Consider the following 14059-nt stretch of genomic DNA (forward strand, 5'->3'; position numbering starts at 1 on the left):
CCAAGTCCGCGGATAAAAGGTTTCACTATACCCTGGCCGAATTCTGCTCCATAAACGCCGGGAACTTCCCGTAAACTACCCATCATCCCGTTAGGATTTCCTTTGGTTTCAATCCCTTGCATATCTATGCTGGACACATTATAAGGCGTGCGGCGCGTAAGCCCGGTTTGTGTATCTACAATCAAAACCTCATTAAGTTCTTCAGAAGATTTTTCCAGTTGAACATTCAGGGTTTTGCTTTGGTTTGCATTTATTAGAATATCACGATTAAACTTTTTAAAACCAATAGCACTAATCTCAATACTATGATTCCCTGCCGGAATATTTTTCAATAAGAATTTACCGTCTTTATCGGCCGTAGTGCCAAGGTCGGAAGCTTTAATATAAATATTTGCAAAAGCCACAGTCTTGCCTTCTGAAGTTATTTCCCCAGAAAGCTTTCCCTGCTGGGCCAACCCCGAAAAGCTGAATAGTGTCACAAATATTATTGCTAATGTTTTCATTTTTCTTTTTTTTGCCAAAACTATAAAATAAATTTAGATAAGTCTAAAAATAGGTTTTTAATTTTAAAAATGTATTTTTGGGAAATGCAAACTGCCTCGGAATAAGCTAACGAGGTGTTATTGATTTTAAATTTCGATTATCGAGTAAATTAGAAGTATGTTTAGTTTTTCAGAAGAAAATTATCTTAAAGCGATTTTTCATTTAGAAAGAAAATACCAGGCTGGTGTGAGCACCAATGCACTGGCGGAAGAAATGGATACCAAGGCTTCCTCGGTGACTGATATGATTAAGAAACTATCGGAAAAGGAACTTGTGATCTATAAGAAATACCAGGGCGTAAAACTGAGTGAATTAGGAAAGAAAACTGCGATTGAAGTAATTAGAAAACACCGGTTATGGGAATATTTTTTGGTAGAAAAGCTCAATTTTAATTGGGACGAAGTACACGATATAGCCGAACAACTTGAACATATTAAATCTGAAAAACTTACCCAGGAATTAGATAAATTTCTCGGTTTCCCTAAACGCGATCCTCACGGAGATCCAATTCCTGATGCTGAAGGAAACTTTAGTGTAGCTAATAAAATGTTACTTTCTGAATTGGGGAAAGCAGAAAAGGGAATTTGTGTGGGTGTAAAAGATTCTTCATCAGAATTTTTAAGGTTTTTAGACAAGAATAATATTTCCCTGGGGAAAGAAATTAAAGTATTGGAAAAGGAAGCTTTTGATGGGTCTATGTTAATTCTAATAGAAGAAAGAGAATTGAGAATTTCACAACTAATATCAAATAATCTATATATAAAGATACAATAGATGGAAGAATTAATCGCTTATTTTGAGCAATTAGACCCGGTAATGGCAGCATTACTGGCTACAATTTTCACCTGGTTGCTTACCGCTGCTGGAGCCTCCCTGGTTTTTCTATTTAAAAATATGAATAGAAAATTATTTGACGGGATGCTTGGGTTTACCGGTGGGGTTATGGTGGCTGCCAGTTTTTGGAGTTTATTGGCGCCGGGGATAGAAATGAGCCCCGGAGAAGGTTTTGAAAAAACAGTTCCGCCGCTTGTTGGATTTGGGCTGGGAGCACTTTTTCTCTTCGGACTTGATAAAGTACTGCCTCACCTGCACGTAAACTTTAAAATGAGTGAGACTGAAGGAATTAAAACTCCCTGGCATAAATCTGTTTTACTTACCCTGGCTATTACTTTGCATAATATTCCCGAAGGATTGGCTGTAGGGGTGCTTTTTGGGGCTGCGGGTGCAGGTCTGGAAGGGGCCAGTATTGGTGGCGCTGTGGCTCTTGCAATAGGGATTGGTTTACAAAACTTTCCTGAGGGCTTTGCGGTGGCCATGCCGCTTCGAGGGCAGGGAATGAGCCGTTGGAAAAGTTTTAATTTTGGTCAACTTTCGGCTATTGTAGAGCCTTTTGCCGCGGTGCTTGGCGCCTGGGCGGTGATGACTTTTGAACCTATTTTACCCTATGCACTTTCTTTTGCCGCCGGTGCGATGATCTTTGTGGTAGTGGAAGAAGTTGTTCCGGAATCTCAAAAAGGCAATTTTACCGATATAGCAACTATGGGCTTTATTCTAGGTTTTATGGTGATGATGACCCTGGATGTTGGTTTAGGTTAAAATCTTTTGCAACATTTAGGTTGAGGTATAGTCTTTATAATAAAGAACTATGCAAGTAGACCCAGGAAATATGAAATTGACTTACACTAACAGCGTTTTTCACTTTTTAAAACCAGCTTTGTTGGTTCTCAGTCTTTTTCTTTTTGCCTTTTCTGTATCAGCGCAAGATGAAGCTGAAACATATTTTGCAGAAACTAAGGTGGGAGAATCTTTTAATTTTAATGAAAAAACAATTCGATTTAAAGAAGTGTTGGTAGATTCAAGATGTCCCAGCGATGTAACCTGTGTGAGAGCCGGGGAGGCAAAAATTCTGGTAGAAATATTTAAAGGTGAAAAATTTTTGGGAAAAGAAATTATTACCCTGGGCGCAAATGTAAATTCCTTTAAAACCAGCCTGGCTAAATTTTTTAAGGAAGAATTAGATATAGAATTCCTGTCGCTTTCCCCGTATCCGAAAACTTCAAGAAAGATAAAAGCTTCAGATTATCAACTTCAGTTTAAAGTAACTGAAACCGTAAAGCGCTAATCACAACCACAACCTGAAACTCCGCAGGCTTTGGTTTTTTCAGATTTCTTCTTTAAGAATGCAGGTTTCCATATAAATTTTGTTAGGATATATCCCAATGCGATTGCGAAGGTTATAAAAACGAGAATTTCTTGTATTAATTCCATAATATTTAAGTCGTTTTATAATATTTAACTTACACTTATTTTAATAATTGAAAAGCCGCTAAAGCTACAAAGTAGGCGAACAAGGTCATCACCACTAACTGTAAAATCGGCCATTTCCAGGTATTGGTTTCTTTTTTCACAATAGCCAAAGTACTCATACATTGCATGGCAAAGGCGTAGAATAATAAAAGGCTCACTCCACTTGCAAATGTAAACAACGGACCACCTAAAATTGGATTGATCTCTGCGGCCATCCGGTTTTTAATGGTTTCTTCTTCATCGCTACCTACACTGTAGATTGTAGCCAAAGTTCCTACAAAAACTTCTCGAGCGGCAAAAGAACTTATTATAGCAATTCCAATTTTCCAATCATAACCCAAAGGCGCTACCACCGGTTCAATACCTCTCCCCATAATCCCGATATAGGAATTTTTTAATTTGAATGAGGCAATTTCTTCGTCAAGCTCATCTTCTGTGATATTGCTTTGCTCGTCATATTGCTCGCTCACAATTTCACTCGCGTTATTAAAATTATCTCCCGGCCCATAACTGGCTAAAACCCATAAAATAATTGAAATTGCGAGGATTATTTTCCCTGCTCCAAACACGAAAGATTTGGTTTTTTCAACCACATTTATGGCAATGTTTTTTCCCATTGGTAACTTGTAATTGGGCATTTCAATTACAAAATGACTTCGGTTTTTTATATTCAGAATTAAATTCAAAATCCAGGCAGAACCAATAGCCACACCAAATCCTAAAAGATACAGCAGCATTAAGGTTAATCCCTGGAGGTTAAAACCCCATACGGCGCGATCTGGAATTACCAGGGCGATTATTATTAAATAAACCGGTAATCGTGCTGAACAGGTGGTAAAAGGCACCACTAAAATGGTGATTAAACGCTCTTTCCAACTTTCAATATTACGTGTAGCCATCACTGCCGGAATTGCACATGCGGTTCCTGAAACCAGGGGCACCACACTTTTTCCGCTAAGTCCGAATTTTCTCATAATTCGGTCCATTAAGAATACCACCCGACTCATATAGCCGGTTTCTTCTAAAATTGAAATAAAGAAAAACAGGAAAGCAATTTGTGGAATAAAAATTACAATTCCGCCAAGTCCGGGTATAATTCCTTCAGCAATAAGATTTGTAAAAGCTCCAGCCGGTAGGGTGGTTTTTGTCCATTCGCTTAAAAATGCAAAAGTCTCATCTATAAGATCCATTGGGTAGCTGGACCAGCTATAAATTGCCTGGAAAATTAATAAAAGAATACCAAAAAATATGGCGTAACCCCAAATTTTGTGCGTAAGAACACGATCTAATCGGGAACGTAAATCTTTGGCAGAACTGGCGTCTACCTTCATAGTTTCCTTTAGCACACCATTTATAAACTGGTACCTTAAAATGGTTTCTTTATGCTGAAGTTTCTTTAATTCGGTGTGAGATTTGGTCTCAAAAAGTTCAGAACTACTTATCTCATTTCTATTAATATTACCGAAGTTTACATCTTGAGTAATTACTAACCAAAGTTTATAAAGTGATTGGTTGGGGAATGCTTTACGAAGCCTGTCAAAATATTCTGGGGCAATAATTGAAGCATTTACGCAAGGCTCGTTTGAAATATGGCGATAATTGATTATTGCTTCTTTAAGCTCATCAATCCCGGTATTTTTTCGGGCGCTGACCAGGGTAACTTTTGTTTTTAAACGCTCTTCAAGTAAATCTACATCCAGGGAGATCCCTTTACGTTCCATCCTGTCGGCCATATTAATTACCAGGATTGTTGGAATCCCAAGGTCTTTAATTTGGGTGAAAAGAAGCAGATTTCGTTTTAAATTCTCTACATCGCTAACAACAACAGCAACATCGGGATAATCTTTATCGCTTTTATTCAGCAATAATTCTATAACCACGTTTTCATCTAAAGACGAGGCGTTAAGACTGTAAGTTCCCGGAAGATCTAAAATATGAGCTTTAAGTCCGCGGGGAAGTTTGCAGATTCCCTCTTTTTTTTCAACCGTAATTCCGGGATAATTTCCCACTTTTTGGTTAAGCCCGGTGAGCTGATTAAAAACAGAGGTTTTCCCGGTATTGGGGTTTCCTATGAGAGCGACATTTATTTGTTTAGCCATGTTAGCTTATAAGGTCAATTTCTATAAGTAAAGCGATTTCTTTTCTAATGGCCAGGTGGCTGCCGTTTATGTTAAGATACATTGGATCCCTAAAAGGAGCCATTTGTAGCATTTGAACTTCATTGCCCGGCAAACAACCCATTTCGAGTAATTTAAGCGGAATATTTTCTTCAGAAAAATCTTTGATAATTCCGCGTTCACCACGTTTTAAATCGGCCAGGGTTAGTTTCACTTTTTATTTAGATTGATTTTAAACAAGGCAAAAGTAAGGTAAAATTTCAGCAGGAAAAAATTTCAGATAAAAAAGTCCGTTAAGCCTTTAATTATGCCTTGAAGTGCTTCTGGCTGCAGTTAAACTTTCAGAATTATTTATATTCAGCTTTTAACACTTTTATATCGTGTAAAAGGTCTTCTATAGCTTCGGCATCCGTTCCGTCATAAAAACCGCGAATGCGTTTTTCTTTATCTACCAGCACAAAATTTTCGGTATGAATCATATCATAAGGTCCGCCATCACCATTGCTTTTGGAAGCGAGATAAGATTTGCGGGCGAGGTCGTAAATATGTTTCTTATCACCCGTAACAAGATTCCACTTTTCATCAATCACCCCTTTTTCTATAGCATATTCTTTTAAAACCGGTACCGAATCTGTTTTTGGGAAAACAGTATGGGAGAGTAGTAAAACTTCAGGATCGTCTTTAATTTTCTCCTGAATTTTCAGCATATGATCAGTCATCACCGGGCAAATGGTGAGGCAGGTTGTAAAAAAGAAATCGGCTACATAAATTTTATCCTCATAGAAATCTTCAGTAATAGTATCGCCGTTTTGATTAATGAGTTTAAAATCTTTTACGGTGTGGTATTTTCGAACATATTGAACGGTAGAATCTACCAATTCGGCATTTACCATATCGGGCTGAAAAACAGGCAAACGTTCTTTTGGATTTAAAAGCGTGTAAATACTATAGATTATAATTACCGAAAGTATAAACAGGACAATGGCAAATTTCTTGAGCCAGGCAAAAAGATCACGCATACTTTTAGATTTTCAGGCAAAATTACTCGATAATCGAGATTTCAATGCTCCGAGGTTTGTCTCGAAAATTAGACAATTGTTTACTGCAAAATTAAGTGCTAACAATCAATTAGTCGCAGTTTAAAACTTAAAATTTCAGATGTCTAAAACAGGAGGGCTTTTAAACTTTTTTAGGAGATTATAAAAGTTTACTTTTGTGCGATTTAAAATTTGAAGCATTACGCATGGATCCATTTATAGTTAAAGCCATACAGTTACTGTTAAGCTTGTCTTTACTTATAGTCTTACACGAACTTGGGCATTTTATTCCCGCTAAAATATTTAAAACCAGAGTAGAAAAATTCTTTCTCTTTTTTGATGTGAAATTCGCATTGTTCAAGAAGAAAATTGGCGGTACCGTTTACGGTATTGGCTGGTTGCCTTTAGGAGGTTATGTGAAAATTTCAGGAATGATAGATGAAAGCATGGACAAGGAGCAAATGGCAAAACCGCCAGAACCCTGGGAATTTAGAAGTAAACCTGCCTGGCAGCGTCTTATAATTATGCTGGGAGGAGTTACAGTAAACCTGGTACTTGGTTTTCTTATTTATATGATGATCATGTTTGTTTGGGGTAAAAATTATGTGGGTCCAGATGAAATGCCTGAAGGTTTTGCAATTGCTGAAGAATTTAAACAATACGGATTTGAAGATGGTGACCGCGTTTTGCAAATAAATGGGGAAGACCTTCAAAATAGCGACGATGTAAATCGCTATTTGTTTATGCGCGATGTAAATAGTATTACTGTTTTACACCAAAATGGCGAAGAAGAAATTATTGAAGTTCCTGAAGGTATAGGGGAACAAATGTGGGAGAAAGGCATTATGATACCTTTTATTCCTATTCAGAATGCGGTATTGGATAGTGTGATGCCCCAGCAGGCTGCCGAAATTGCCGGACTTCAAAAAGGAGACAGCTTAATAGCATTAAATGAACAGGAGATTGGTTACTGGCATGAAATAAAGCAAATAAGCCTGGAAAATAAGGAAAAGGAAATGGAACTCGTGTTTAAGCGAGGTGATGAAATTAAGAGTGTGATGATAGCGCCAGATGAGGAAGGTATTCTTGGTTTTTCGGTTAAACGTAACTTTGAAATTAAACAACAAAAATATGGTTTAGCTGAAAGTATAAAAGAAGGTTTTGACTATGGTTATTGGACATTACACGACTATGTAGCCCAGTTTAAATATGTCTTTACCCAAAAAGGAGCCACACAATTGGGTGGATTTGGTGCCATTGGCGGTTTATTTCCCGATACCTGGAACTGGAAAGGATTTTGGCATACTACAGCCTTAATTTCTATAATCCTTGCATTTATGAACATCTTACCAATACCGGCTTTAGATGGCGGTCACGTAATGTTTCTCTTATATGAAATGGTAACCGGCAGGAAACCTAACGATAAATTTATGGAAGTTGCCCAAATGGTTGGCTTTTTTATCTTAATCGCACTGGTACTTTATGCCAATGGAAATGATGTATACCGTTGGTTATTTGAGTGATAGAATTAGATTGAATTTTTTCTCGAAAAAAACCTGAAAAAAATTCAATTTTTGTTTTGCGGTGATTTAAAATTTGGTTTATATTTGCAACCGCAAAAGAGCGAAACACTCCTCCTTAGCTCAGTTGGTTAGAGCATCTGACTGTTAATCAGAGGGTCCTTGGTTCGAGCCCAAGAGGGGGAGCAAAGCAGAAGAAACCAGTCTTGAAAAAGGCTGGTTTTTTTATTTTTGGCTTGTTATGTGATTAAGCTTTTGCCAGACTATAAAAAACCCTTTTCTCTGGCGATTTTTACAAGCTCCCGATCTTCGGCTCCTGAGATACCAAACATTTTTTTTAGATTTCTCCTGCGTTTTTCAATCCCTGCAATAGATAATGGGAGAAGATCTGTTAGATCTTTTAGTTTCGCGCCAATAGAAAGTTCATAAAGCATTTTACGATCTACTTCATCTAAATAAATATCGCTTCCCACTTGTTTTCTAAGGAGGTTTAGAACCGTCTTACTATAATAAGGAGAACCTGCAAGTACGTTTTCTATAGCGCTTAATAATTCTTTAGGATTAATATCATTTTTCACTAAAAAACCTTCGGGATTTAATGACTGGAGGATATTGTGTAACCGGTAATTATCATTAAAAGTCGTAGAAACTATAATTCTAATGTTGGGTGTCTTTAATCTAAGCACCTTTCCAAAATCTTCTCCAGAGACAAGCTTTCCGTCGGTGCTCGCCGGTAAACGCATATCTAAAAAAACCAGATCAAGATCTTCTATAAAATTGCTGTTATCAAGCAATAACTGCGCTTCGTCCAGGCTATAAACGCTGGTAATTTTAAAATTGTACGAGGCATTCTGGTTTACAAAACTTTCTAAGGCAGATTCGTAGGCATTGGCAATAATTGGATGATCGTCTATAATTAATACGGAAACCGATTTATCCATTTTTATAAATTTTAACCCTAAATAAGAGATCTGTACCCATAGCTGAAGTTTTAAATGTAAACATACCATCAATTTTTTCCATTCGGTCCCGCATATTTTTTAAACCAATACCTTTAACTTTTTTTCGTATGTCAAAACCTTTTCCGTTATCCTTAATTTCCATTACAAGCACGTCCTGTTCCCGGGTTATTTTTATGTTTACTAGCGTAGCTTCAGCGTGTTTAACCACATTTTGTAAAGCTTCCTGTAAAATACGATAATAATTAATTTGAATATTTTCATCAATTAATTCCCCATCAATATTTTCATCAAAAGAAAATTCAATTTTTGCTGAAGTCAGGTTTTGATAGTCGGCTACAAGTTGTTTTAAGAGTTTTGCGAAATTAAGATGAGAGCCAGAAACTTCTCTAATAAGGTTATGCGAAATTTGTCTAATCTCTTCTTCGGTAAGTTGTAATTTATCTAAAAGATGGTTGTATTTAGCTGAAACCTGGCCGGGAGCATTTAAATTTAACAAGCCGAAATTCATTCTAATTCCAAAAAGTTTACCCAGTATACCATCATGTAATTCTCCTGAAATTCTTGCCCGTTCTTCTTGTCGGCCTTCTTCCAGCTTGGTTTGTTGTTTAAGCAGAAGTTTATAAATTTCTTCGTTATACTCCTGTTGTTCTTTTTGAAATTTAAGTTCTTTATTCTTTGCTCTTTGTGAGCTTAACAGGTATAAAAGGAACAATACTGAAGCTAGAATTACGGCAATTAAACTAAGCCACAATTTTTCGTTACTAAGCTCTTGTGTTTTTTGAATATATTGATCGGTTTCAAATCTAATTCTGGCAAATTTATTCCTAATAGCCCGTTCTTCTTGCAATAAACTGTCGTTTAACTGAATATAGCTGTCCAGGTATTCTGGTGCTTTTTGCGGTTCAATTTTTGCTAAAAGGCGATAGGACGCCAGCAAATCGCGGTTATTGCTAGTTGTATTTGCAAGGCTATTAGCCTCTTTGGTATATTGTAATGCTTTAGTGGTATCGCGATTTTTAAGATAATATTCCCCTAGATGAAGTTTATTGATTACAATTCCCGATTCGTGCTGAATGCTATCTCTAATTTTAAGGGCCTTATGAAAAAGAAATGATGCTACCTGATAATTACCAAGTTTAAATTCTGAATAGCCCAAATTATCGGTAAGCATTGCATAAAGTCTCGTGTTCTTCTCTTTAAGACTATCAATCTGAAGGGCTTGAGAAAAATTTGAAATAGCCTTATTATTATCTTTTAATTCCTGATAGACGACTCCTATATTATTTAATGACCTTGCCGATTTTATAGGATCCTGTAAAGATTCTGCATTTCTTAAAGCTGTACGGTGATATTCAAGGGCCTGTGAATAATTCTCTAAACCATTGTAAATTATGCCAAGATTATTATTTGCAGGATAAACATAATTTTGACTATCAGTTGATTCCTCTATTAAATCCAGCGCCTGAAAGGTTGTGTTTTCACTACCTATATAATCTTTTACCTTTTCTTGCAGAATAGCCATATTAAGCAACATCCTGCCAGCTTTTATATCTTCATTAGCTTCTAAATATTGTTCATAGGCAAGATTATAGTGGTAATAGGAACTGTCTATAATGTTTTCTTTAAAAAAGAAATTTCCAAGATCCCAAAAGGCTTCTGCAGTACCGGATTCATTTTTCTGCATTTTGGAATTCGTATAAGAATACTTATTCCACTCCCTAAATTTCAAAGAATCATCTTCAATGTAGAAGTGATAACTAATATCAAAGATTAAGGAATTTTTTATAGAATCATTTGCAGCGCTTAAAAACTTATTTTTTCTCTTTTTATATTCTTCCAGATTATCTTCTGACATTATTTGATTGGCCAGAATTTTTAAATCATTATTAGTAGGAATGTTTTTGTTCTCTTCTTCTTGCCCACAAGCTGCGAAGAGGAAAATGGGTATTAAGAATTTAAAATAAGTGAGATTAAGAAACTGCATTTATGCAGGTAAAAATAGAAAAATATAATTAATCAATTTTTTACTATTAATCATCACTTTTATCATCGTCAATAGGGTTGTCTTCGTTGCCTGAAGCAGTTTTTTCAATATTTATTATTTCGTGGTCCATTTGAGGTTGGTCTTCGGGTAGTGCTTCCGGCTCGCAAGACATAAAAAAAGTTGCTAAAAAAAGTGTACCAAATAATGTTGCTCTAAGTTTCATAATTGTTTATGTTTTAAATTTTAGAATTTGCCCGTTCGTGTGTTCGGGGTTTAATAATAAAATGGATGCCTTTGCAGACATCCATTTTCTGCTAACAAATTAAGACTATTTCAAATTGTCTAACATTAATAAAGATATTCCAGGGCTACTTCATCATAGTAACCAAAATTTCCGCTTTCGCTTGAGCTAAAGCAGGCAAGCATAATAGAGTTGGAGTCAAATCCCGTTGGGGTGCCGGGAATATGAACAGCTCCATCAGAACCGGCTGATTCACCACTTTGCCCACAGCTTTGGCGGCTATACCAATCGGTATGACGTAAACCTACCGAGTGGCCTATCTCGTGAGTAATCACGTGCTCGTTAGTTGCGGTACTGTAGTTTTCCATTCCAGAGAAAATTTGTACATATTTATAAGGATCTCCTCCACTTGGGAAACCGGCTACCCCGCCAGCCTGGCCATTAGAGTTTTGGTATACTACGATGTCGTACGGCCCATAATTTGTACCAAAAGTAAGCGTGAAGTTAAGTCCGATATTCAGGGAATTATAATTGGTAATTGCTCGCTGCAAGGCGGTACGCTGTTTTGAGGTTAATCCCTGCCCGGAGCCACCTGTAAAACCAATAACATTTACGTTTCTTGGTGATGAAACCAAATTGTAAGTTCGGTACTGTTTATCGGTTACGCTGGCAGAGCTCATACTTTCTAATTGCTCCTCGTCCAGTAAAATATCTCCTTCAATAAGAAAAGATTTTTTAGTCTCCCCATTAGGAAGCAGGAAATCTATAGTCTCAGCATCTTCTGTGTTAAAGTGTAAATTTGCAATTTGTTTAAGATCTTCCTTAGAGATTTTAGTTTCCTGAGTGCTTTCCTCCATTTGAGTTTCCTCTGGAGTGGTAGCTTCTTCCTTTTGGCAGGAAGTGAATAATGCACCTGTTGCCAGGATGCCTAGTAATAGATTTTGGGTCTTCATAAAATGTTTGATTAAAAAGTTAATAGACCGGAAAATTAAACCTTGATAATCAAAAAGTAGAAATTTAATCCTTACTAAAAGTAAGGAAAATCCTTACTTTTGATTCGAGACCAGTATTGGTAGGAGTTTAAGATGCGAACTTTTTTCACAATTCTTCTTTATTTTAATAATTTAGAAACAAGTTTATCGCAGGATATTGAAATTCATTTGTCTAATATTAGCCGATCCTGTTTATACTCAATTTTGACAGCTAATTATAAATAGAAGGCTTCCCCAAATGAAACACTTTTAATACCTGTTTAAATGATATTCTTTGATATCATAAAAAATAAAAAACCCCGTAAACATTGAAGTTTACGGGGTTTTGATGTTATTTGAAGTCTAAAAAGTACTCGAGGCGGGAATCGAACCCGCACAACCGAAGTTACTGGATTTTGAATCCAGCGCGTCTACCAGTTCCGCCACTCGAGCAAGTGGACGGCAAAAGTAAAAAATTTTTCCCATCCCCAAATGTTTTTTTCCAATTTTAAAGTTTCAGTCTAAACATATTCGTGAGGTGTGAAAGGAATTAATTTCTAAATTTGCAGCACAACAAACAACATTCACAAAAACAACACAACATGCCCAACGTAATTCCAGAGGCTAAGATTTTTTCCTGTACCCAGAGTAAAGCTTTAGCTGAAAAAATAGCGGCCGCTTACGGCACCAAATTAGGAAATGTAATTACTTCAACTTATAGCGATGGCGAGTTTCAGCCTTCTTTTGAAGAATCGGTTCGCGGTTCGCGAGTTTTTATTATTGGTTCTACCCACCCGGGTGCAGACCACTTAATGGAAATGCTTTTAATGCTTGATGCTGCAAAAAGAGCTTCGGCGAGACATATTACAGCGGTGCTTCCATATTTTGGTTGGGCACGTCAGGATAGAAAAGACAAACCCAGAGTCCCAATTGCTGCCAAAATGATTGCCAGTATCTTGGAAACCGCAGGAGCGACCAGAATTATAACTATGGATTTGCACGCCGATCAAATTCAGGGATTTTTCGAAAAACCCGTAGATCACCTTTACGCTTCCACGGTTTTTCTTCCGCATTTAAAGAAATTGGGATTAGATAATTTAACAGTTGCATCGCCAGATATGGGGGGGTCTAAACGAGCTTATGCATACTCTAAAGCATTGGAGAGCGATGTGGTAATATGTTACAAACAGAGAGCAAAAGCCAATGTGATCTCGCACATGGAGCTTATTGGTAACGTAGAAGGTAAAAATGTGGTTTTGGTAGACGATATGGTAGATACTGCCGGAACACTTACTAAAGCTGCCGATTTAATGATGGAACGCGGGGCAAAAAGTGTGCGTGCTATTTGTACCCACCCGGTACTTTCTGGCGGAGCTTATGAAAAGATTGAAAAATCAAAACTAATGGAATTAATAGTGACCGATTCTATTCCGCTAAAGCAAGAAAGTAAAAAAATTAAGGTTGTAAGCTGTGCCAATCTTTTTGCCGATGTTATGAATAGGGTACATAACAATGAATCTATTAGTTCTAAATTTATTATGTAATCAAACCCATTATTCATAGTTAATATTCAGTTTTTTAGCTTGAATTCTCAATTATAATTTTCTTTTTAAAGAATTTTAAGTCAGGGTTTTATAGAAAGGAAAAAAGCGCTACTTTTGCAGCCTAAAATTTTTCAACAATGAAATCAATTACGATCAACGGATCTAAAAGAGAAAGCGTAGGAAAGAAAGCCACGAAGGCCCTACGTAATGCTGGACAGGTTCCTTGCGTATTATACGGGGGAGATGCCAAGCCGTTGCACTTTGCAACAGAAGAAATTTCGTTTAATAACCTTGTGTACACCCCAGATGTGCATACAGTGGAAATTAAGTTTGAAGACGGCGAGAAGTTTAACGCTATTCTTCAGGATATCCAATTCCACCCGGTTACCGATGCTATTTTGCACGTAGATTTCTACCAGATTAGTGAGGATAAACCAATCACTATGGAAATTCCTATCCATACCGAAGGTGTTGCGAGAGGGGTTAAAAATGGTGGTGTTTTACGTTACAACCTACGTCGTTTAAAAGTAAGAGGTTTGGCTAACGAATTGCCAGATTATATTACTGCAGATGTAACCAAACTTAAAATTGGTCAAAAACTTTATGTTACTGCAGTTGCAGACGAGTCTTACGAGATTCAGCATCCAGACAACACAGTAATTTGCCAGGTTAGAACTTCACGTAACATTGTTGCCCTTGAGGACGACGAAGATGAAGACGAAGTACCAGCAGATGAAGTACCATCTACTGAAACAGATGATGTTGCTGCAGTTAAAGAAGGAGAAGATAATTAATCTTTTCTTTTTTCAACAAAAATTTAAAAGCATCCCAAA

The 14059-nt window shown here is 36.8% G+C and carries 15 protein-coding genes and 2 tRNA genes; 7 read left to right on the forward strand and 10 right to left on the reverse strand.

What is annotated here, in order from left to right; all coding sequences use genetic code 11:
• The coding region (locus tag AACZ30_RS09290) for a carboxypeptidase-like regulatory domain-containing protein (RefSeq protein ID WP_339648997.1) at positions 1-503 on the reverse strand (503 nt) is incomplete at its 3' end.
• A 157-nt stretch (positions 504-660) separates the two neighbouring features.
• Between AACZ30_RS09290 and AACZ30_RS09295 the strand changes: the two genes are divergently transcribed.
• Genes AACZ30_RS09295 through AACZ30_RS09305 form a run of 3 tightly spaced genes read left to right on the forward strand, consistent with a single transcriptional unit; the run spans position 661 to position 2665 of the window.
• Positions 661-1317, forward strand: coding sequence for a metal-dependent transcriptional regulator (locus AACZ30_RS09295; protein WP_339648998.1), 657 nt, complete (start codon positions 661-663; stop codon positions 1315-1317).
• Positions 1318-2139: a ZIP family metal transporter gene (locus AACZ30_RS09300; RefSeq protein WP_208223950.1), complete on the forward strand. Its 822-nt coding sequence runs from the start codon at positions 1318-1320 to the stop codon at positions 2137-2139.
• Positions 2140-2188: 49 nt separating this feature from the next.
• Positions 2189-2665, forward strand: coding sequence for a hypothetical protein (locus AACZ30_RS09305; RefSeq protein WP_339649001.1), 477 nt, complete (start codon positions 2189-2191; stop codon positions 2663-2665).
• Here AACZ30_RS09305 and AACZ30_RS09310 read toward each other — a convergent pair.
• The 4 genes from AACZ30_RS09310 to AACZ30_RS09325 all read right to left on the reverse strand — a co-directional run bounded on the left by AACZ30_RS09310 (position 2662) and on the right by AACZ30_RS09325 (position 5986).
• Positions 2662-2811: a hypothetical protein gene (locus AACZ30_RS09310; RefSeq protein ID WP_177195687.1), complete on the reverse strand. Its 150-nt coding sequence runs from the start codon at positions 2809-2811 to the stop codon at positions 2662-2664. The genes AACZ30_RS09305 and AACZ30_RS09310 overlap by 4 nt on opposite strands.
• A gap of 35 nt (positions 2812-2846) precedes the next feature.
• Entirely contained in the window at positions 2847-4949 is a 2103-nt protein-coding gene (gene feoB, locus AACZ30_RS09315; RefSeq protein WP_339649003.1) for a ferrous iron transport protein B, read from the reverse strand.
• 1 nt (position 4950) lies between these two features.
• Positions 4951-5181, reverse strand: a complete 231-nt coding sequence (locus AACZ30_RS09320) for a FeoA family protein (protein WP_075325530.1) — start codon at positions 5179-5181, stop codon at positions 4951-4953.
• Between the two features lie 133 nt (positions 5182-5314).
• Entirely contained in the window at positions 5315-5986 is a 672-nt protein-coding gene (locus tag AACZ30_RS09325; RefSeq protein WP_208223955.1) for an SCO family protein, read from the reverse strand.
• Positions 5987-6210: 224 nt separating this feature from the next.
• On the opposite strand from AACZ30_RS09325, the gene rseP reads away from it, so the two are divergent.
• The gene (gene rseP / locus AACZ30_RS09330; protein ID WP_339649004.1) at positions 6211-7527 is read left to right on the forward strand and encodes an RIP metalloprotease RseP; all 1317 of its coding nucleotides are present in this window, start codon (positions 6211-6213) and stop codon (positions 7525-7527) included.
• A gap of 109 nt (positions 7528-7636) precedes the next feature.
• Positions 7637-7710, forward strand: a tRNA-Asn gene (locus AACZ30_RS09335).
• A gap of 77 nt (positions 7711-7787) precedes the next feature.
• Here AACZ30_RS09335 and AACZ30_RS09340 read toward each other — a convergent pair.
• The 5 genes from AACZ30_RS09340 to AACZ30_RS09360 form a co-directional block, all read right to left on the reverse strand.
• Entirely contained in the window at positions 7788-8465 is a 678-nt protein-coding gene (locus tag AACZ30_RS09340; protein ID WP_339649006.1) for a response regulator, read from the reverse strand.
• Entirely contained in the window at positions 8458-10341 is a 1884-nt protein-coding gene (locus AACZ30_RS09345; RefSeq protein ID WP_339649007.1) for a sensor histidine kinase, read from the reverse strand. Before AACZ30_RS09345 ends, AACZ30_RS09340 begins: the two co-directional genes overlap by 8 nt.
• A 175-nt stretch (positions 10342-10516) precedes the next feature.
• Complete coding sequence (locus AACZ30_RS09350; protein ID WP_339649009.1) at positions 10517-10693, reverse strand: hypothetical protein; 177 nt, start codon at positions 10691-10693, stop codon at positions 10517-10519.
• Between the two features lie 125 nt (positions 10694-10818).
• Entirely contained in the window at positions 10819-11664 is an 846-nt protein-coding gene (locus AACZ30_RS09355; protein ID WP_339649011.1) for a M57 family metalloprotease, read from the reverse strand.
• A 389-nt stretch (positions 11665-12053) separates the two neighbouring features.
• Positions 12054-12135, reverse strand: a tRNA-Leu gene (locus AACZ30_RS09360).
• Between the two features lie 149 nt (positions 12136-12284).
• On the opposite strand from AACZ30_RS09360, the gene AACZ30_RS09365 reads away from it, so the two are divergent.
• Both AACZ30_RS09365 and AACZ30_RS09370 read left to right on the forward strand, forming a co-directional pair.
• The gene (locus tag AACZ30_RS09365) at positions 12285-13226 is read left to right on the forward strand and encodes a ribose-phosphate pyrophosphokinase (RefSeq protein WP_075325536.1); all 942 of its coding nucleotides are present in this window, start codon (positions 12285-12287) and stop codon (positions 13224-13226) included.
• A gap of 137 nt (positions 13227-13363) precedes the next feature.
• A complete protein-coding gene (locus tag AACZ30_RS09370; protein WP_057482764.1) occupies positions 13364-14020 on the forward strand; it encodes a 50S ribosomal protein L25/general stress protein Ctc in 657 nt (218 codons plus the stop codon).
• Positions 14021-14059 lie beyond the last annotated feature (39 nt).

This window comes from uncultured Salegentibacter sp., assembly GCF_963972535.1.
Classification (GTDB): Bacteria; Bacteroidota; Bacteroidia; order Flavobacteriales; family Flavobacteriaceae; genus Salegentibacter.